This window comes from Ruminococcus flavefaciens 007c (assembly GCF_000571935.1).
Classification (GTDB): Bacteria; Bacillota; Clostridia; order Oscillospirales; family Ruminococcaceae; genus Ruminococcus; species Ruminococcus flavefaciens_F.
Genome location: NZ_ATAX01000012.1, coordinates 1 through 20,731, shown reverse-complemented (window position 1 = coordinate 20,731; position 20,731 = coordinate 1). Strand labels below are relative to the sequence as shown.

Here is a 20,731-nt window from a genome sequence, read left to right as displayed (position 1 = left end):
ACGACAACGACAACGTCGAAGACGACGACAAGCACAACCACCACAACGACGACCACGACCACAACGACAACACTTGCGAAGGTGAATATCGATAAGGTAGACGCAATGAACAGCAAGGAAGTCAAGGGTGCAAGACTTACTCTCACAGGTAAGGACAGCAAGGGCAACGCAATAGTCTTCAAGGACGGCCAGCTTACAGTAGGCAAGGGCGGAACGGAGATCAACGGCGTTGGAACAGCACTGGTATGGCTGTCAGGAGAAGAAAAGACAATCGTAAGCGTGGAGGACGGCACATATACTCTTGAAGAGCTGGCAGCACCGAAGGGCTACGAGAAGGCAAGCAAGATCACATTCACAGTAGAAGGCGGCAAGGTAGTAAAGGGCGGCAAGTCCGATGACACAGTAGAGATGATAGATGAGCGTATCGTAACAACAACGACTACGACAACTACCACCACAACTACCACTACAACAACTACTACCACGACAACAACTACTACCACAACCACAACGACGTCGACCACAACTACAACCACAACCACAACAACCACCACTACGACCACGACCACTACTACAACTACTACGACAACTACAACGACCACAACTCTGGCTGTTGTAAAGATCGATAAGCAGGATGTATACAGTGAAGAGGTTCCCGGTGCTAAGCTCACACTTAAGGGTACAGACCGTGAAGGCAGAGAGATCGAATTCGAAGAGGGCAGAATAGCCGTCGGCGATGGCGCATCTGTTGAAAGCGGTTCGGGCAAGGCTCTCATCTGGTACTCAGGTGAATCTGCTACAACTGTAACTCTTGAGGACGGTAAGTACGTTCTTGAAGAGCTGGCAGCACCTACGGGATTTGCAGTGGCTACAAGCATCTCATTCACAGTCAGTGAAGGAAAGCTTGCTACAATCGACGGTATTGTAACAGACAGCGATACAGTTGTAATGGTAGATGAGAGAATCGTAACTACGACTTCTACAACTTCCACAACAACTACGACCACTGTTTCTACAGACCAGCGCGCAGAAGAGTATACCACATCTACAAAGGTATCGGTTGACGGCGGTGACGCTGACAGAACAAGAACTTCTACAACAACTACTGCTGAGACTACAACAACAACATCGACTTCAACTACTACCACAACAACCACAACTACTACAACTTCTGCTGAAACAACTACAGAGGCTTCTGTAACAACCACAGGCGCAGCTACTACAACTGCTCCTGCTACTACAAAGGCTAAGACCACAACAAAGAAGGTCACAAGCGATTCACCAAAGACAGGCGTAAAGGGCATGGGTACAGCGTTTGCAATACTTGCATTCGGCGCTGCCGCTGCATTTGCTGCCCGTTCAAGAAAGCGCGATGATCAGTAAGTGATCTGAAGTCACTCAGAGCTGTCGGACATTCAAGTCCGGCAGCTCTTTTTTTGTCCTGTCAGAAAAGCTGAGTCTATGGAAAAATATTTGCAGGAGTGAAATATTTCATGTTATAATTCAAATATATAGATAAGAGGAACTCTTACCTCTGGAAAGGAGGCTCAGCCATGGATGACGCTTCAATAACAGAGCTGTTCCGCAGAAGAGACGAAAGGGCGATAGCAGAGCTTAAACGAAAATACGATAAGCTGTGTTGCTATATAGCAGGAAATGTACTTTCCTGCCGTGAGGATATCGAGGAATGTGTCAATTCCGCATATTACGAGGTGTGGAACAAGATACCGCCCGATGCTCCCGATGATCTGAAGAGCTATCTCTGCCATACAGTAAAAAACAAGGCGCTTGACAGGTACAAATATAATTCCGCAGAAAAACGCAGCAGTAATTTCACCGTTTCACTGGATGAGCTTGCCGAATGTATACCGGATTACAGAGAGGGCAGCGGTGAGGAAAAAGCCCTGGCGGAGGCTGTGAGCCGTTTTCTCAGGACCCAGGACGAGCTTCACAGGAAGGTATTCGTAAGGCGTTACTGGTACGGAGACAGCCTTGCTAAAATAGCAGGATATTACGGGATAAAGGAACGGACAGCCGCCACCTATCTTTTCAGGATGCGGAAAAAGCTGAAGGAATATTTAAAGAAGGAGGGCTACGATCATGAATAAGCTGAAGTATCAGAAGGTCATAGACCTTATCGACGAGGATATCATAAAAGAAGCCGAGATAAAAACGTCAGAGCTTTCGGATACGGAAAACGGAAATGCAGCAGACGCATCGGGAGTTGAAAGATACCGCGGCATAGTATGGCGCAGGATCACAGCTGCTGCCTCCGCGGTGCTGCTCATTGCAGGCGTCGGCACAGGCGGAGCCCTTATGCTGAAGAACCGTCCGCCACTGCTTGATGAGGTGAGCAACGTGGCTGTCACGGAGACTACCGAGGACATGGGCACAAAGGCAAAGGGCAGCGGTGAGACCGCGGAGGTGACTTCCGTGGGCAGGGCTGCTGCAACAGAAACAGATACAAAAGAAAGCAAAAATACAACTGCTGCGGAGAAAGATAAACAGCCCATGACCGATGCTCCCCGAGAGGAAAGCACGGAAACTCCCCGGGAGGAGAACAACGGTGAGCCGCAGGAGGAGAATAACGAGCCCGAGGGCAGGGAAAAAGTGACCACAGGGGCTAAGACCACACAGCTCCCCGTTCTCAGGACTACCGTCACCAAGGCACAGACTACCCAGAAGCCCACAACGGTAACTACAAAGGAGCCTGTTGTATATGAACCTACTGAGCCTGTTACCGAGCGCCCGACACCCGAACATCCCCCGGGATATATACCCACCCTTACATGGAATCCCGAGGACGGCGAATGGATCAATAATATGCTGAGCAGCCTTGCATATACGCCCTGGGAATATGACTTCCATGTTGACGGACGTCCTCCCGAGGCTTATGTCAAAGGAAGTGACGGAAATTCATATGAGCTGTACTTCACGTTGAAAGCAGTAAACAGAAACGGAAGGGAGCGTGCTCCTATGCCTGATGAAATATACAATTACTTCGTTGCGCAAAGACATGAATGTTATTAATTGGCATTTTTAAAATGAGGTACGCTAACAATTCAACAGATGATACGCTGTGTCAAGCCCTCTGTCCTTCGGGACGGAGGGCTTCCTTTTTGCAGAGGAAAACAGAGGGCAGAAATTCTTTTTCAAAAAATACTTGTAATCACATTGAAAATTTGATATAATAATTACACACTATGATTTTAAGGAGGTGCAGTAATGAGTTCTGACCCGTATGGGAATTTGAAGGACATTCCACGCTTCGGCAGAGACTGTTGATGTGGCGATCAGATCTTGATACCGTTCTGACGGCATACCTTTCAAGGCTTGATCGGCGCGTCATACAGTACGCCTTTTGCCGAAGTGAATAACGGCGAAAGGAGCAGGCTGCCGCTCTTTATGGCAGCCGTGTGCAGAAAATGATAAATTTCTATAGTTATATCAACGGAGTTCTTACCCAGTGTGAAGCTCCATCAGCTGGCTGCTGGGTATCGGTCGTAGATCCCACTCCGCAGGAGGTAAGAGAGCTCATAGAGGATTACGGCATAGACAGCGGATTCGTTAAGTCCGCTCTCGATGAGGAGGAGTCGTCGCGTATCGAAAGAGAGGACGAACAGACCCTGGTCATCATAGATACCCCTGTATCCGCTGTGGACGAGGATAGGACCAAGAACTTCTATACTCTGCCTATGGGTATCATAGTTACGGACGATTACGTTTTTACTATATCCATACGCGAGACACAGATAATCAACGAGGCTACAAGAGGCGGAATACGCAATCTTCGCCCCGATTTCAAGACAAGATTCGTGTTGCAGCTCCTTCTGAGGATCTCGGCGCTGTTCCTTACTTATCTGAAACAGATAGATAAGATCTCATCCGCTGCCGAGCAGGAGCTCCATGATGCCATGAAGAACGAGCTTCTCATGCAGCTCCTTGCTCTTGAGAAGTCACTCGTATATTTTTCAACTTCTCTCAAGGCCAATGAAGCCACCATAGAGAAGATCTTCCGCGGAAGAGTTATAAAGCTCTACGATGAGGATCAGGATCTTCTTGAGGACGTTCTCATCGAGATGAAGCAGGCCATCGAGATGTCAAGCATCTATACGGGGATCCTTTCCAGTATGATGGACGGTTTCTCGTCGATAATCTCCAATAACCAGAATATCGTTATGTGGAGACTTACTATCGTAACAATTATTCTTCAGGTGCCAAATATTATGTTTGCGTTTTACGGCATCAATACCGACGATATACCGTTCAACTATACATGGGTGGCACTCTCACTGACAGCTTTCCTGACGGGATTGACGGCGTTCGTGCTGCTGAAATGGAAGAAAAAGAACAAATAACAGTTTAGAGGATCCCGACTTCGGTCGGGATTTTTTGAAAGGAAAACATAATGGCAAAGTCCTATGAATACTATCTGGAAATCGAATTTGATAACAATAATGACACTGTCATATATGAAGGCAATTCGTATATAAGCAGTAATCATACAGCGGACATGGTTTCGCTAAAATATAGCGGCATCAGAATAAGTTTTACAAGAACTTATAAGAAAAAATGGGAAGATTTCCGTGATCAGAAAAACGGCTATGTGATGAATCATCTGAAGAAGGCATTATGCTGCTATATGCTTGCTAAGGGCAGCATTCCCGAGTGCAGAGCGGCGGTTTTTGCGGCAGAAGACAGCGAGCAGGAGCTGTATGATCTGAAAAATAAGCTCAACGATCAGTCCGGCGGTAAATTGGATATTAAGCTGAGAAGGCCGGACTTCAGCAGGGTGTTTACGGGGGATACTGAAGAGAGAAAGGCACTGTATAATTCCATGACCTTTTTTATTCATTCACAGCTTTCGGGAAATTCACCCCATGATTCCATGCGTGCTGCATGGAGCAGTCTGAATGCTCTGTATACCGAAATACACAGGACAGGGAAGGAGCAGGATAAACTGGATGAGCTCTGGGAATATATCCCGCAGCTGAATATGAACAAAACAACTGAGTACATAATAGGCCTTGACGACAGCGTCTGGAACAGTCTGGACTGGGAGAAATATGTTGAGAACGGTATTTCCAACAACGACAGGAAAGCAAAATTTAAGAGGCTTCTTGATGGATTGTTCGCGGAACAGACTGATTTCGACAGCCTTCTGGGCGGGTTGCTTTTTGCAGCTGCCAAAGAAAAATTTCCGGATCTTGTCAACAACTGCACGGCTTCCAATGTGAAAAAAAGGATATCCTTTATGGTGTGCAGGTACTGTTATTTCAAGCGCAATATGAGTATGCACGCAGGCATGCCCTATCCTCTGTATGTGTTTTCAGAAAAGGAAGAGAGCAGGACCGAGAATATACTTGTAAAGATACTGAATTATACGGTAAGAGATATTCTTACGGAAAGATATTTTTGTAATAATCCCTGATCTGTTTCAGGGATATTTTTTTATAATATCGCACGGGCAGACATAATAGCTCCTGCGGCGGGATACTGCCGTGAAATAATGGGAAGGAGCTGTATTTTTTTTATATTTTTAGTGACAAGCGGCAATGAATGTGATATAATGATAATGAAAAGATTTTTCTGAAAAGGATGGTCCTTATCATGTCAAAAAATTATGATGTTATTATAGCAGGCTGCGGAGCCGCAGGACTTTACGCAGCAATCAATCTGCCCAGAGAGCTCAATATACTTATCATATGCAAGAGAGACCTCCCTCTCTGTAATTCCTCACTTGCTCAGGGCGGTATCGCAGGCGTTTACAACTCTCCTTCGGATAATATACAGTACCACCAGAATGATACCCTTATCGCAGGCAGCTTCAAGAACAACGTTGAGGCAGTACATACCCTCGTAAGCGAGGCTGCACAGGATATTGAACGTATCATAGAGCTTGGCGTTGACTTTGACAAGAACCCCGACGGCACATACCACCGCACCCTTGAGGGCGGTCACAGTCACCACCGTATATTCCACCACGCCGACGCTACGGGTAAGGAGATAACCACTACTCTGCTGGAAAACGTTCAGAAGCTCAGCAATGTAACTATCATGGAAAATACCATGATGTGCAGCGTCAAGCAGACAAAGACAGGCTATTCCGCTTTTCTGAAGCTGTTCGACGATACCTATGAGACCTGTAACTGCCACTTTATGATCCTTGCAACAGGCGGTATCGGAAGAGTATACCAGTTCACCACAAATTCCGCCATAGCCACCGGCGACGGCATAACCTTTGCTTATGAGATGGGCGCCAAGATAAAGAACCTCAGCTATGTTCAGTTCCATCCCACAGCCTTCAATAACCGCGCTACCCGTGAATGTTTCCTTATCTCGGAGGCTGTAAGAGGCGAGGGAGCTCATCTGCTCAACTGCAAGAAGGAGCGCTTTATGCACAATTACGACGAGCGCCTTGAGCTTGCTCCCAGAGACGTTGTATCCCACGCTATCGTGCTGGAGTCGAGAAAGCAGAATTCAACCGACTTCTATCTGGATATAAGCTACAAGGACAGCGAGTTCCTGAAGAAGCGCTTCCCGATGATATACAAGAACCTTCTTGAGCAGGGCTACGATCTTACAAAGGAGCCTGTGCCCATATTCCCCTGTCAGCACTACCTCATGGGAGGCATAGACGTTGACAACAATTCCGAGACAAGTCTGCCTAATCTCTATGCCTGCGGCGAGTGTTCGCATACCGGAGTTCACGGCAGCAACCGTCTGGCAAGCAATTCTCTTCTTGAGGCTCTTGTATTCTCACGCCATGCGGCAAACAGCATAGCTTCAAGGCTGGCTGATGTGCCGAAGGACTTTGAGGAGGCTGAGTTCGATGCTCATGTGGGAGCTCCGCGCATACCCAAGGGAGTCCGTACAGAGACCAGAAAGATCCTTCAGAACTGTTACTTCGTTATACCTGATAAAAAGGCTGCTGCCGAGGGCTTCAAGCGCGTAAAGGAGATACGCGACGACCTTATCAACGGCGGATATTTCATGGACGCGGATTTTGTTCTGGCTAAGTCGATAGTAACAGTTGCTTATATTATCCTCGGTGAGGTCATGGAATAATAATATCTGACTTGGGGGAGTCAGTTTAATGGGAGGTCGCACGTTTGTTTAAATAGGGGTGATACGTATGAAAAAAACTACAAAAGGACTGGCTGCGTCTGTTATCGCAACTGTAATGATGATGAACGGCAGGATACAGAAGGCAGAGTGTGCCTCGGTATTTCTGCACGGCGACCTTAATTACGACGACAGAGTGTCCGTAGCCGACGTGGTGGTGCTGAAAAACTACCTTCTCGGACGTTACGGACTGAATGAAAATCAGTTTATTGCAGCCGATATAAACGGCGACGGAGAAGTGGATTCGCTTGATCTTGCAGCTCTGCGCGATATTATGATCGGCAGCAGGAACAAGCTCCCGTCAGGCACCTGGATAGGCGACTGCATGGGCGCAAAGAGATATTTCAGCTTCGGCGACGGGGAAGGGACTCTCATAGAGCCTGCTTCCGGAAAGGCAAGGGCTCTGACTGTTGAATCGGACGAGGATATAGTCGTTTTCAAAATGAAGGATTCGGGAGTTTCCATGACTGCCTTTATCACCTGGGAAAACGAGAACTCCTTTGTACTCAAATGGGAAAACGGCAGCGCAGAGACCTTCAGGTTCTTCTGTGAAAACAGTATAAATACAGCGGAGCTTCTTACGGGGCGCTGGGTGACCTCTCAGGGAAGGATCTTCGAGATAGAGGGACTCAGCGGCAAGCTTACCGACAAGAGCGGTAATATCAGCCGTTTTGAGTATGCTCCCAACGGTGACAACGCAGTGTTCCACTTCGGCAGCACTGACAATAACACAGAGGGGCAGATAAAGCATACTGACTCCATGCATTTTACCGTAACATGGCCTGATGGTGCAAAGGAGACCTTTACTCGTCAGAAGATAGAAGTAAAAAACGGCATAACCTATGTGAACGGTATACTCATCGCCAACAAGACTTATGCTCTGCCGAAGGATTACAATCCGGGAAAGATACTTCCCGATGCTCAGGCGGCTTTCAATGAGATGCAGGCGGATGCGAAAAAGGCAGGCTATAATCTGACTATCGTTTCAGGCTTCCGTTCATATTCCTATCAGTCGGAGCTCTACAATAACTATGTTGCACGCGACGGAAAGGCTGCTGCGGATACTTATTCCGCAAGGCCCGGACATTCCGAGCATCAGACAGGTCTGGGTATGGATATAAACAATGCCAGCAGTTCTTTCAATAATACTGCCGAGGCAAAGTGGATAGCGGCCAATTGCTGGAAGTACGGATTCATAATCCGCTACCCCAAGGGCAAGGAGAATATCACAGGCTATATGTATGAGTCATGGCACGTGCGCTACCTCGGCAAGCAGCTTGCCAAGGAGGTCTACGATTCCGGGCTTACCCTTGAGGAATTCCTGTGTATCGACTCAAAATACAAATCCTGACCCCCTTGACGTGAGGACATTATCTGACGTAAACGGCACAAATGATTTTTTGGAATGTGTATCGTTCCATGCTGCACGGGAGGTCGTTTTATATGCCTGATAAATTTGATATCGTTCTTATTCTTTGCGGAGTGGGTGATCTGATCATATGGCTCGGGCTGTATTACCTCAGTGCGAAGTCTCGTATCCGCAGAGCCGAAAAGGAAGGGGCAGACCCTGATCTTCGGGGATTGCGGATAGGTTTTATAGTGTGCTGGCTGATAACCCATGCCTGTTTTGTGTGGACGGGTATCGAGCTGGTCAAATGGGGTGGAATGGATTGAATATTTCACAAATGGATGCTGACCGTTCGGGATAACGTTCATGGATCACGCAAATTAATTTGAAAGGAAGATCATTATGAAGCTTTTACAATGCTATGTTGACAATATAATCACTACTGCCCTTATGGAGGACATAAACTACATCGACGCTGCTGCGGATAATCTTATCCACGCAGACCACAGAAGCTCCGCTTACTATGTTGCCAAGGACACGGGCGTTGTCTGCGGTATCGAGGTTGCAAAGAGGGTTTTCGATCTGGCAGGCGGTGATGTTGACTTTAAGATACTTCTTCAGGACGGCACAAAGGTCAATAAGGGCGACATTATCGCAGAGCTGGAGGGAAGCACTCTTACTCTCCTGAAAGGCGAGAGAACGGCTCTCAACCTCTTACAGCATATGTCGGGTATAGCTACCGCAACGAATAAATGTGTGGAGCTGGTAAAAGGCACAAAGGCTGCCGTGACCGATACGCGAAAGACTCTTCCAGGACTCCGTGCGCTTCAGAAGTACGCTGTTACTGTGGGCGGAGGCAAGAACCACCGCTTCAATCTTTCCGACGCAGCTATGCTCAAGGATAATCACATTGACGCTTACGGCGGCATAACTGCGGCTGTGAATGCCCTTCGTGAGAAGATAGGCCATACTGTCAAGATAGAGGTGGAGGTCCGTACTCTGGACGAGCTCCGTGAGGCTCTTGATACCAAGGTCGAGATAATAATGCTGGACAATATGAGCTGCGACGAGATGAAGGAAGCAGTTGCCATCGCAGGCGGACGTGCTCTTCTTGAAGCTTCGGGCAACGTTACTGCCGAGAATATCCGCTCGGTTGCAGAGACAGGCGTGGATATAATCTCTCTCGGTGCGCTGACACATTCCGTCAAGTGCTTTGATATTTCCATGAAGATCAAAAAGTGATAAACAGGGTGGACGAGTACGTCCACCCTTAATTTTATAAGGGAGGATGCCATGAAAAAACTGATACTTACAGATCTTGACCACACATTACTGAAAACAGACGGTACTGTTTCCGGCAGGACTCTTGAAGCTTTGCAAAGATGCAGGCAAAAAGGAGTTCTTTTTGCTATAGCTACCGCGAGATACTGGATAGGTGCGGAGCGGTATACAGAGCTTCTGAAGCCTGACTATGAAATAACTACGGACGGTACGCTGATACACTCGGGAGACGAGTGCATTTACAGCTGCGAGTTTACTGCAGATGAGACAAACGCTATCGCAGCCGCGCTGCTGAAGGCTGCTCCTGTATCGGAAATAACCGTTGCCAACGGAAAGACTGTCTATTGGAACAGTAAGAATATCGCAGAGTCTGAAAAGCTTCATAAGGCGGTCTATTTTGAGTACGACAAACCTTTGCGATGCGGAGGCAACAAGATAGTGGCAGAGCTGCCTTCTGAGGATATTGCGCGGGGTATTGCAGATAGATTCGGTTGTAAGCTCCAATGCTACCGCGGTGAGAACTGGTACGGATTTATGCCGAGGGGAGCAGGGAAGATAGCTGCTATCAATGCTCTTGCCGATAAATGCGGCATATCACTTGCTGATATCGTTTCCTTCGGCGACGACAAAAATGATATTGATATGCTGAAAATGTGCGGTACAGGTGTTGCTGTAGCAAATGCCGTGCAGGAGGTGCTTGATGCAGCCGATGAAGTAACGGCTTCCAATGATGAAGACGGAGTTGCACTGTGGCTGGAAAGAAATTATCTGGCAGATGACAGGGAGCACAGCTGCCTTTTTTAGTATATCGGAGAAAAAAATGCATACACTACCGCTGAGGTGAGATGTATGGAAAAGAACGGACTTCTGCCGTCTCTTGACAGCAGTATAAAGGAGATACGCCGTATTTCGGGAGGCTCCTCCGATGTGCTTATTAACCGTTTTGTTTCGGGAGGTATCCACTGTGCTCTGCTTTGCTGTGAGGGCATGGTCTCTGCCTCCGTGATAACCGAGCTCATATTCGAGCCTGTTACGGGAATCCCTCAGCAAAAGGACGCCCGCGGGCTCTATCGCTATATAAATGAGGAGCTTCTGCTGTCCACCGACCGTCCCGAGGTGAACGACTACGACACACTTTTCAGGCTGATAAACTCCGGCTTTGCGGTGCTTATCGCCGAGGGAATGACAGGCGGACTTGCTTTCGGAGTGCAGGGCTATGCTTCAAGGGGAGTTCAGGAGCCATCGGGCGAAGGCAATATCATGGGAGCACATGAGGGCTTTACCGAGACGATACGCATCAATATGTCACAGATACGCAGAAGGCTCAAGTCTCCCGAGCTGGTCATGGAGCTGCTTGTGAAGGGCAGCAAGAGCCACACAGACCTGTGCCTGTGTTATATGAAGGACAGAGTACCGAAGGAGCTTATGGAGCGTATAAGACGTTCTCTGGACGGTCTCGGCACCGAAGCTGTGCTGAGTACAGGATATATCCGCCCTTTTCTGGAGGGGGAGCGGTTTGAGATATTCGATACCGCAGGTACTACCGAGCGTCCCGATGTGCTCTGTTCAAAGCTGATAGAGGGGAGAGTTGCTGTGCTTGTGGACGGTGTTCCTTATGCCGTGGTAGTGCCGAGGCTGTTCTGCGAGTCATTTCAGACTCTTGACGATTACGCATACAAGCCCTATTATGCGGTATTCATACGCTGGCTGAAGTATGCTGCTTTTCTGACAGCGATAATGCTGCCGTCGCTGTATGCCGCAATAGTCATGTATCATCCCGAGCTTCTCAACAGTACATTGTTCATGCTTCTTGTGGAAGCTGAGAAAAAAGCGCCTCTGTCCATTGTCACGGAGTCTCTATTTGCGCTTATAATGTATGAGATGATACGGGAGGCAGGGGTCCGGCTGCCCAAGCCTACAGGAGGAGCCGTAAGTATAATCAGCGGCCTTATCATCGGTGATGCGGCAGTGAATTCAGGACTTATCAGCACTCCGCTGCTGACAGTCACGGCGCTTTCCGTGCTCTGCGGACTGGTGGTACCCGAGCTTGAGCCCCAGATGACGGTGCTGAGGCTTGCTTTCCTTATTGCAGGCGGAGCTCTGGGGATATTCGGGGTAAGTCTTCTTGCCTGTGCGGTGCTTGTGAATATATGCTCTGCCGAGGACTACGGATTTCCGTATACAGCTCCGTTTTCACCGTTCAGGAGCCGCGGCATGGGCGATACTCTTGTGCGCAGGGGCATAAAAAAGCTCCAGCACCGCGGCTTTACAGTGGAGGAGTATCATGAATAGTATATCGAAGGGGCAGTTCTGCGCATTGCTGCTCATTTCGGATATGTTCACCCTTTTCTCTCTCAGGGGAGCAGTGTCACTTGGGAATGTGAGCGGCATATCGGCAGGCATTGCCTTACAGTTTCTGGTCATGCTTGTATTTGTCTGCAAGGGCGGAGAGCTGAAAAGATGGGCAAAGGCTTTCTATCTTGTTTATTCTGTATTCTGCGGCGGAGTCGTCTTTGCGGAGTTCCTGCGTACCTGCGATATTATATCCATATCCCACGAGGAGGGGAACGGATTATGGGGCAGGCTCATTACGGCGGTGCTTACAGCTGTTGTATGTCTTTACTGCGCACGGGCAGGCCTGAGAGCTGCTGCCAGGGGAGCTGTTATTGTTGGAGCGGCAGGAGCGCTGTTTATAGCTGCCGATCTTTTAAGCGCACTGGCGGGAGGAGAAACAGCGAATATTACCGTGCCTCACAGCCGAGGGGCGTTTTTTGAAGTCATCAGAGGCTTTGCAGCAAGCGGCAGCCTCGGCAGTTTTGCTGTGTTTTCATATATGGTAAAGGACAGGGCTTCCTCGGCAGCATGGTATTTCGGAACAAGGGCAGTGCTTTCGGCTGCGGTACTGTTTACGGCTCTTGCGGAGACAGGCAGGATCTCGGGGATAACCGAATATCCGGTAATAACCGCAGTGCAGCTTTCCCAGCCCTTTGAGGCACAGCGAATTGATTCCGTGTTTCTGCTGCTTTTTTCTGTGGCTGCGGTTTTTTCGGCAGCTTTGCAGGTCATAACTGGAGCTCATCTTATGAGCGGACTTTTCCCGCAGACAGGCCGCTTCGGATACACATCGGTGCTGCTGATGATGCTGGCGGCAGCGTTTATCTTCTACGGGAATGATCTTGCTGTGGTGCGCGCCTGCGCGGCAGCTGCCGCGCTGCTGTTTGCGCCTGTGGGCGCAAAAATATCCGCTGTCAGCGACAGCGGATAAGCGCGCAGAGTCATATTTTTTTGCGGATGCGGAGCTGCCTGAAGAACTCCGAGAGTATATCGGCACATTCCTGTTCCATAATACCTCCCGTGACCTCGGGACGGTAGTTATAGGGAAGCTCGAACATCTTCTGCACAGATGCGGCGGAACCGCTTTTCAGATCGTATGCTCCGAATATAACATTGTCGATACGGGCATTGATTATGGCGCCGCAGCACATGGGGCAGGGCTCAAGTGTAACGTATATCGCACATTCCGGGAGCCTCCAGCCGCCAAGAGTACGGCAGGCCTGATCTATGGCGATGATCTCGGCATGGGCAAGGGCATTTTTTGCTCCCTCGCGCATATTTCTTCCTTCACCGATTATTTCGCCCGTAGTCTTTTTTACTACCACTGCTCCCACGGGTACCTCACCTTCGTCGAAGGCAAGCCTCGCAAGCTCCAGTGCGCGTGTCATATATCTGTCCATTATATCACCGAAAGAACGAATTTTATAAGTGCTGCCAGCAGGCAGATACAAGCAACGGCAGGTACGGGAAAGCTCTTTACAGCAATGGCAAGGCGCTGTTTATCGGAGATCTCCGAGGTGTATTTAGCGATACGGTGGTGCTTCTGTTTTTTGCCAATGAGGTACAGGAACACAAATCCTGCCACGCCTACGAGGAATGTGGCGAGTATGAAGGAATTACGCTTAAGGAATACCGTATCGGGAGAGCTCTGCTCGAGTATCACCAGTGCAAGGCGGTACATCTTGTATATTACTTGAACGAATATAGCCGTGAAAATGGAGCCGCTCCTGAGTATGCCGACAGAGGCAACGGCGGAGATCATAAGTGCAGCGGGCATTTCTCTCAGATCCTGTACAAGTAACACCGACATAGCCGTAGTCACGATTATGGCGAACAGGTCGCCGAACTGTCTAAGGGCGCCGAATATGGCTCCGCGGAAGAAAAGCTCTGAAATAACGGACAGTACTATTATATCGAATACAGTATAGAGTATGAACTGCTCCTGCCCCCAGACAGAAGCGTCTGAGTTTATATCACGGAAATAATTGAATACCTGTCTGGTATTGTTTGTGTAGATATTCGGCAGGCTCGCCACGGCGCTGACCGCCAGTGACATGAATATTGCCCCGAACATATCAAAAGCATGGTTCATGGTAGTCATGAACTCGACCTTACGCGGCATTTTTAGCTTCCTGTGGATATACATTACGGGAATGAACACCTTAACTACGGATATGATTATAAGAGCGATGGCAGCGCCTTCGCCGTAAATATTGGTGCTGAAGAAGGAGGTATGTACATCCATGCCCAGGAGATCACAGAATGCGACCATTATCCTGCCGAGGATATTTTCGATAAATATCCATATCAGCATAGCAATACCGGCGATATTCATTATTTTTGATACTGTATCCTGCTCGGAAGCAGCGGCGGACTTCTTTTCAAAGCCCTTGCCTTCCACGAACACGCTTTCCTTACGGTTCAGCTTGAAGTTGAATGCGTAGGGGTTATGCTTATTCTTTCGCCACTCTCTGAATTTGTTATTGTAGCTGTCATTCTGTGTAGAATAATCGAATTGATCAACGACATTGATTATATTCTTAACTGAGGTGTCAGTGAGATCCATTGGCTCACCTCCTACAATTTCTCAATATAATATTACCATATTTCAGGGGAAATAATGTGGCTATTTTAACGTATTTAAGTGAACAAACAGTTAATTGGTAAAAATAAAAAAGGAGATATTAGTTTTGAAGGTCTTGATATGTGCTGTTTTTGCGGTTTTGTCGTTGCTTTTTACGGCGGGCTGCGCCTCGGGAAGAATACAGGATAAAAGCTATCTCAGAGCAGTCTGTATAACGGGAGGCAGTGAAAAGGAGCTCACAATGGCATTTTTTTCCGAAGAAGGCGTTCTGACAGTCTCGGGGGACTGCACCGACAGTGCCGCAAAGCAGGGCGAGATAATAAACGGCAGGAAAGTATTCACTGGATATACAGAGCTAATACTGACGGACGGCAGAGACAGCAGAGAGCTGCTGGAGCATATGCTCACGGACTGGCAGGTTCCTTCGTCGTGTATGGTAGTTTACAGCAGCTGCGGGAAACAGCTCCTTGAAGAAAAGGGCGCAGAGCGTCTCACGGGGACTGTCAGACAGGCTGTCGAACAGGGTACGGCTCCGAAAAGTGATATAATAACCGTTCTCGGCGGCCTTTGCAGCGGCAGCTGTGCAGAAACAGCAGAGCTCCGCGCCGACGGAACGGCAGGGAGCTCTGTGATATATTAGTTCTGATGTCTTACGACGCCGTATTCGTCGTCAAGTCGGTAGTAGGGACAGGCGTAATTGGTTCCCTGAAGGAAGCGGTACATCTCGTCCTCGTCAAGATTGACCATGCACACGTAGCAGTCGTAGTCCTCATCGTAGACATAGTTAGTGCAGGTCTCGCAGTTGGTCGCTTTTTTCTTTTCCATTTTTGCTCCTTATCCGCAGAGGTATCCTGCAAGTATGCCTCTGGCGTCTTTATATTCAAAAGTGCAGGTAGACAGCAGTATCAGCCGCTTGTCCGTCAGATCTTCCGCGGAAATGTCTGTACGGCATACTGCGCTGTGCAGCAGCAGCTCCGCGTAAGCCTTCTTTTCCTTCTCCGTTATGAAAACGGTATTGTATACAGGGGAATCGGCAGGGACGGAGACATAGGCGAAAAATTCGATCTCCTCAGAGCCTTTGTCTGTCATGAGCAGTCCCTTACTGTGACTGTCGAAGTATTCACGGTCCCTGAACAGTCCCACATTTGCAAACATATCCATATTCTCGAAATTATGGGCGTAGATTATGGAGTTGTATCCAGAGAAATCACCCTTGCAGCGGTAATCGAGGAAAGGCAGCCCGAAGGGATCGCTCTCACGGTCGAGGCCGTGATTCAGATAGAAGCTGTTGTCCGAGCACTGTACTATGGGATAGCTGAGTCTGGTGTCGGGAATATCCAGCCAGCCCACGGTATCGGGACAGAATTCGCTGCATTCAGCGATAGGAGATTCAGCGGCTTCTGTACTATTCTCAGTCATTGCGGCAGTCTTGCCTTCGGCTCGTTCTCTTGCAGCCTGTGAGGCCTTCTCCGTATCGGGGCGGACTCTGTCAAAAAGCTTCTCCTGCTTGTCGAGAGCCTCGGCGGTACGCTTCTTCGGCAGGTATACATCCTTTCCGAAGCGGCAGCCTGCATAAGCTCCCACACTCAGGAGAAGCAATACAGAAACTATAATTATGATTTTTTTCATAGCTCTTCTTTTTTATCTTTTCTCTTCTTTATCAGCAGGAGCAGTGCCATTACTGCCACAAGGCTTCCCGAGACGGCGATGCACCACAGCCAGAAGCTGTTCTTTATGGAAAGCAGACCTGTGTCGGGAGGAGTGAACTCCTCGTCCACAGCGGCGTAGAATATCCATTTGAAGATTATCTCGCCCTCAACGTGTCTGTCGCCATCCTTGTCTCGGACAATGGTTATACCCTTGTCAGTGACAAAGCGTTCGCCCTCCTTCAGGTGCTTCATATTCTCGTCAAGTCCCGACCATACCACGCTGCATGAGAGGGTATGGCTTTCACCCGGCTGATAGCAGCCCAGATCCTTGACGTTCTCCGTAAGGTCGATATTGCCCTTGCCGTTTACATTTCCCTCATAGAACTTCTCTCCGTCGAGGCTCATGGTACAGTCCACTTCCTTTTCAAGGTCTATCTCGCCGTTTTTGGAAACAGGTTCGACATAGAAGTAGATATGGTAGGCCTTATCCTCGCGGAGATTCATGAGCTGGACGTCCTTTGTGTAGGTCTCGCCGTAGGTCATATCCTCCACATGGAAGAAGTATTCGCCCGTACTGCTGCTTACCACATTTCCTTCCGAGTCCATTGCTGTAAGATCAGAGGGAAGTCCCTTTACTGCGCCGTCGGGGAGATGTACAGCTGCTGCGGTGCGTACAGAGGGAGCAAAAAGGAGGAAAGAGCTGCACAGAGCAGCAATAAATGCTTTTACTCTCATGCTCTTTCCTCCTTTTGTTATGACTTAGACTTTAATGTTGTTCAGGATTAACCCCAGTTGGGTGCGCCTGTACCTCCGTCAACTGTTGCACCGGCTACCCAAGGTGTGATCGAATTACTCTGATATGTACCGCCCTCGTCCTTTGTCATCTGAACGCTGTCGAGGCCAACAGTCAGGTCGTATGTTATATCAAGATATGCACCGGCCTGAACGGAATCGTCCAGAGTAACCGATGTGATAAGTTTTTCTGTGGTAGCTCCTGCCGCAACGAGACTGTTGTAATAGAAGTAACCGTCAACATCTTTACCATTATTGGTAAGATCCTTCTTATATGCCCAGTTTGTCTTTGCATTTTCATCAAGCTCCAGGACGAAGACGATATCGTCATTTGTCTTTAAAGCAGATGTTGTATCAGCTCCGGGATAAGTAACAAGGATGTGAGTTGCATCAGCCCATTCTGCGCTTGTCCACTTGCCGGAAGCATCCTTCTTTGCAAGAGTGGATGTGGGATCACCTGTAACAAGAGCCTTTGTATTCTGGAGCTTTACGCCGCTGACTGCCGAAAGCTTGCCATAGTCTGCGTCGCCTGCAGCAGCTGCTGCATTGTGGGAGTAAGAACAGCGTCAACAGTAATATCGCCGTTATCCAGCTTTGTGGTAACAAGGCCGTAATAGTTGTCTGCACCGTCGCAGTAATATCCCGAATAAGCCAGACCGTCGGTGATCTGTCTGCGGTAGATATACAGTCCCTTTGCAGTGGGAGTAGCGGTAACAGCGCCTGTTGGAACGTCTTCAGCATCGGTATATGCGAGATAGCCTCCTGCCTCGAGAGTCTTGATCTCGTTAGCAGTAAGCGGTGTAAGACCGGTGGTAGCAACAGACGATGAATAAGCAACGCCGTCTCCTGCCTGTGTGCCCTGAAGAGCGTGTTTAAGATCAAGCCTTACATAAGCTGCGATGTTGCCTGTATTTACAGCAGCAACCTCTTTCTTTATTTCCTGTCCGGGAAGCCACTCTGTAGGAGGAGTGAACGACTCGGAGATCGAAACCCCGTAATCTGCGGAAGCAGTAAGTCTGTTGGTCACTTCATCGCTGGATGTGAACCATGCGAAGGTGCTTCCGGCTGCGATAACAGCGGCAACCCCCAATGCGCCTATAAGGATTTTTTTATCCTTTTTCTCATTATTGTTTTTCATAACCTGCACCTCTCTTAATTAATATATACTGTCACTCCGTTTTTTGTTCTGACGGAACAGCCTGTTCTGTTTTTGTATCAGGAGCCAGATATTTATTCAACAGCCTGAAGAATATCCAGAGCAGTACGATAAGTGCTGCGACGAAATACCATCTGAGCTGTATGAACCTTATGATGTAACCCAGCTTCGGGATACTGAACTTGACACTGCCGATAACCCTGTCCTGATCTATGAGCATTGTATCTTCCGAAGCATTGGCATCGCCCTTTGTTCTGAAGCAGGTTGCACCTGTCCCTTCATAATCCACCAGCTTTTCCGTAACGCGGTGAGTAAGATAAGCGTCGGAATTGCTTGAAGGATTGAAGGTGATCACATCGCCCACATTGATGTCATTTGCATTCTCAAGCTTGACAAAAACCATATCCCCGGTTTTGTAAGTAGGACTCATGGAAGGTGTGAGAACAGTGTAGTATCTGAAGCCGAAAAATGATTTGTTGGGGCTGTGGCTGGTGGCGAACATTATAGCCGCCGCGATTATGCACACAGCGAACAGATACACGAAAAGCTTCTTTACTAATCTGAAAACACGGTAGCCTGAGCCGGGAACAGACTGATTATTTGAATTATCGCTCATAGCAGGCTCCTTCCGAGAATGTTCCATAACAAAACATGTTTGGACAGATATATTATCTTTAGTATAATAATATAATACCATATGATTTCAATATAGTCAATAGATTTTGCCTAAATTTGATATAATACACAATATAGAAAAAACAAAGCCTGTTTTGTAGAAATATAACAATAATCGATAGAAAAACGGCAGCAGAAAAGCCCTCTGTGAGGTGATTTTTGTGGAACAGATATTGTGATTTTTCACCTTGAGCATCATTTATTGCTGACTTTTGTCATTTTGTGCAGTTTTTGCGGTTTCGGTTGACATTGTTTATGAATAATGTTAGGCTGAAAGTACGGAATAGCTTGAAAAAACTGATTTTTGTGCAAAATAGGTTGCTTAAATTACTTTAAGTTTACTTTAAGATTATTTTAAGATTGAAAACCTATGATAAAAACATAAATTGGACGTAAAATCGGGATGGGAATACTCAAAAACAATGAATTCAAAAAACATTTAAAAGCGTTCAGCTGTTAAAAAACAATGAAAGATCACAATGGAGGGATATGCAATGTTAAAGAAAACAGCCAAAAGAACCGGTGCAGGCATAATGAGTCTTGCTCTTCTGCTCGGCACAGCAGGAATGATGCCCGTACCTTCAGCTTCTGCGGCAGCAGGCGTTACTATCAATGAGGTCTGCCCCAAGAACACGACATACGCTGCACCTGACGGCGGTATGTATGACTGGATCGAGCTTTACAACAACTCTGGCAGCGCAGTTGATATCAGCGGCTGGGGTATAAGCGACAAGGAGGATACTCCTTACAGATTCACTATACCTTCAGGCACAGTTCTTCAGCCCAATACAGGAAAGATCTTCTTCTGCGACGGTACAGCGGGAGAGACAAACAGTGCAGTTGCACCTTTCGGACTTTCCACCAGCGGCGAGATGCTCGTGCTTACAGATAAGTCAGGCAATGTTGCATCAAAGATAACATTTACCGATATGGCTAAGGATACATCCTACGGACAGTATCCCGACGGCAGCGGTGAGTATTACGTACTCAAGCCCACTCCCGGAGCAAATAATTCAGCTCCCGAGGGCTCAAATGCAGTAAGAACACCTTCCTTCTCTGCCGAGAGCGGCTTCTATGACAACAGCTTCGCACTCAGCATCGAAGTACCCCAGGGAACTACTGTATATTATACAACTGACGGCAGCGATCCTACAACAGAGTCACAGAGATACGGTTCTCCCATAACTGTTCAGGATATGACGAGCCAGCCCAACAAGTACAGCGCAAGAACAGATATATCTGCTTATACCGATGTCTTAGCTCCCGACGAGGGCGTTCTCAAGGCTGCTGTGGTACGTGCCATAGCAGTTGACTCTCAGGGCAGACAGAGTGCTATAATCACAAAGACATACTTCATTGGTTCTGCCAATGTTGCAAAATACAGGAACATGAAGGTCGTTTCGCTTGTTACCGATCCTTCCAACCTTTTCGACTACGAGAAAGGCATATACGTTACAGGTAAGGTATATGAAGAAGGCGGCGGCGGTTTCAGCTTCCCCGGCATGGGAGGCGGCGGCTTCAACATGGGTGACTGGGGCAACCAGGGCGGCGACGCTCAGCAGGGCGGTTTCGGAGGCTTTGCAGGCTTCGGTGGCCAGCAGGCAGGCGGTAATGCTCAGCAGGGCGGCTTCGGTGACATCAACCTGGGCGGTGCAGGCGGTCCTGTGGTTGCAGCCGATGAGGAAGAAGTATTACAGGAAGACCTTGGCAGCTTAGAGCTCGGCGGCATTGATGTGGCAGCCGATGAGGATACCCAGCAGGGTGGTGCTCAGCAGGGCGGCTGGGGC

21 protein-coding genes are annotated in these 20,731 nt (G+C 48.3%); 14 read left to right on the top strand and 7 right to left on the bottom strand.

Translation table 11 applies throughout. From position 1 onward, the window contains the following. The 12 genes from RF007C_RS17695 to RF007C_RS03805 all read left to right on the top strand — a co-directional run. Positions 1-1,383: SpaA isopeptide-forming pilin-related protein (locus RF007C_RS17695; RefSeq protein WP_152537138.1), on the top strand; the 1,383-nt coding region annotated here is incomplete at its 5' end. A gap of 170 nt (positions 1,384-1,553) precedes the next feature. After that, complete coding sequence (locus tag RF007C_RS03855) at positions 1,554-2,108, top strand: RNA polymerase sigma factor (protein ID WP_037297419.1); 555 nt, start codon at positions 1,554-1,556, stop codon at positions 2,106-2,108. Next, positions 2,101-3,030: a hypothetical protein gene (locus RF007C_RS03850; protein ID WP_037297418.1), complete on the top strand. Its 930-nt coding sequence runs from the start codon at positions 2,101-2,103 to the stop codon at positions 3,028-3,030. The genes RF007C_RS03855 and RF007C_RS03850 overlap by 8 nt, the downstream gene beginning before the upstream one ends. 395 nt (positions 3,031-3,425) lie before the next feature. Continuing rightward, positions 3,426-4,358, top strand: a complete 933-nt coding sequence (locus RF007C_RS03845; RefSeq protein WP_019678952.1) for a magnesium transporter CorA family protein — start codon at positions 3,426-3,428, stop codon at positions 4,356-4,358. Positions 4,359-4,408: 50 nt separating this feature from the next. After that, positions 4,409-5,431 (top strand): hypothetical protein, encoded by a 1,023-nt coding sequence (locus tag RF007C_RS03840; RefSeq protein ID WP_037297417.1) that lies wholly within the window; start codon positions 4,409-4,411, stop codon positions 5,429-5,431. A gap of 179 nt (positions 5,432-5,610) precedes the next feature. Further along, positions 5,611-7,068 (top strand): L-aspartate oxidase, encoded by a 1,458-nt coding sequence (locus tag RF007C_RS03835; RefSeq protein ID WP_037297416.1) that lies wholly within the window; start codon positions 5,611-5,613, stop codon positions 7,066-7,068. 67 nt (positions 7,069-7,135) lie between these two features. Continuing rightward, positions 7,136-8,476 carry a D-alanyl-D-alanine carboxypeptidase family protein gene (locus tag RF007C_RS17195; protein ID WP_051456503.1) on the top strand — a complete coding sequence of 447 codons (1,341 nt, stop codon included), beginning with the start codon at positions 7,136-7,138 and terminating at the stop codon, positions 8,474-8,476. Positions 8,477-8,568: 92 nt separating this feature from the next. Next, the gene (locus RF007C_RS03825) at positions 8,569-8,799 is read left to right on the top strand and encodes a hypothetical protein (RefSeq protein ID WP_019678957.1); all 231 of its coding nucleotides are present in this window, start codon (positions 8,569-8,571) and stop codon (positions 8,797-8,799) included. A gap of 76 nt (positions 8,800-8,875) precedes the next feature. Then, on the top strand, positions 8,876-9,715 hold the full coding sequence (nadC, locus tag RF007C_RS03820) for a carboxylating nicotinate-nucleotide diphosphorylase (RefSeq protein WP_037297415.1): 840 nt from the start codon (positions 8,876-8,878) through the stop codon (positions 9,713-9,715). Between the two features lie 51 nt (positions 9,716-9,766). Next, positions 9,767-10,558: an HAD family hydrolase gene (locus RF007C_RS03815; protein WP_037297414.1), complete on the top strand. Its 792-nt coding sequence runs from the start codon at positions 9,767-9,769 to the stop codon at positions 10,556-10,558. A 45-nt stretch (positions 10,559-10,603) separates the two neighbouring features. After that, positions 10,604-12,046 (top strand): spore germination protein, encoded by a 1,443-nt coding sequence (locus tag RF007C_RS03810; protein WP_037297413.1) that lies wholly within the window; start codon positions 10,604-10,606, stop codon positions 12,044-12,046. After that, positions 12,039-13,019 (top strand): hypothetical protein, encoded by a 981-nt coding sequence (locus RF007C_RS03805; protein ID WP_037297412.1) that lies wholly within the window; start codon positions 12,039-12,041, stop codon positions 13,017-13,019. The genes RF007C_RS03810 and RF007C_RS03805 overlap by 8 nt, the downstream gene beginning before the upstream one ends. Before the next feature lie 10 nt (positions 13,020-13,029). On the opposite strand, the gene RF007C_RS03800 is transcribed toward RF007C_RS03805, so the two are convergent. Together RF007C_RS03800 and RF007C_RS03795 are read right to left on the bottom strand one after the other, a co-directional pair. Next, positions 13,030-13,488 (bottom strand): nucleoside deaminase, encoded by a 459-nt coding sequence (locus tag RF007C_RS03800; protein WP_037297411.1) that lies wholly within the window; start codon positions 13,486-13,488, stop codon positions 13,030-13,032. Continuing rightward, positions 13,488-14,654: a CPBP family intramembrane glutamic endopeptidase gene (locus RF007C_RS03795; RefSeq protein ID WP_037297410.1), complete on the bottom strand. Its 1,167-nt coding sequence runs from the start codon at positions 14,652-14,654 to the stop codon at positions 13,488-13,490. The genes RF007C_RS03800 and RF007C_RS03795 overlap by 1 nt, the downstream gene beginning before the upstream one ends. 124 nt (positions 14,655-14,778) lie before the next feature. Between RF007C_RS03795 and RF007C_RS03790 the strand changes: the two genes are divergently transcribed. Further along, on the top strand, positions 14,779-15,312 hold the full coding sequence (locus RF007C_RS03790; RefSeq protein WP_037297409.1) for a hypothetical protein: 534 nt from the start codon (positions 14,779-14,781) through the stop codon (positions 15,310-15,312). Here the strand turns inward: RF007C_RS03790 and RF007C_RS03785 are convergent. The 5 genes from RF007C_RS03785 to RF007C_RS03765 form a co-directional block, all read right to left on the bottom strand. Beyond that, entirely contained in the window at positions 15,309-15,497 is a 189-nt protein-coding gene (locus tag RF007C_RS03785; protein WP_019678965.1) for a DUF6472 family protein, read from the bottom strand. The two genes, RF007C_RS03790 and RF007C_RS03785, sit on opposite strands and share 4 nt — an antisense overlap. A 9-nt stretch (positions 15,498-15,506) precedes the next feature. Then, positions 15,507-16,301, bottom strand: coding sequence for a class B sortase (locus tag RF007C_RS16290; RefSeq protein ID WP_051456502.1), 795 nt, complete (start codon positions 16,299-16,301; stop codon positions 15,507-15,509). Beyond that, positions 16,298-17,056 carry a hypothetical protein gene (locus RF007C_RS03775; RefSeq protein ID WP_037297408.1) on the bottom strand — a complete coding sequence of 253 codons (759 nt, stop codon included), beginning with the start codon at positions 17,054-17,056 and terminating at the stop codon, positions 16,298-16,300. Before RF007C_RS03775 ends, RF007C_RS16290 begins: the two co-directional genes overlap by 4 nt. 544 nt (positions 17,057-17,600) lie before the next feature. Then, complete coding sequence (locus RF007C_RS03770) at positions 17,601-18,251, bottom strand: BsaA family SipW-dependent biofilm matrix protein (RefSeq protein WP_037297407.1); 651 nt, start codon at positions 18,249-18,251, stop codon at positions 17,601-17,603. A 31-nt stretch (positions 18,252-18,282) separates the two neighbouring features. After that, the gene (locus RF007C_RS03765; RefSeq protein WP_019678968.1) at positions 18,283-18,885 is read right to left on the bottom strand and encodes a signal peptidase I; all 603 of its coding nucleotides are present in this window, start codon (positions 18,883-18,885) and stop codon (positions 18,283-18,285) included. 553 nt (positions 18,886-19,438) lie between these two features. Here RF007C_RS03765 and RF007C_RS03760 point away from each other — a divergent pair. Beyond that, the coding region (locus RF007C_RS03760) for a lamin tail domain-containing protein (protein ID WP_206537796.1) at positions 19,439-20,731 on the top strand (1,293 nt) is incomplete at its 3' end.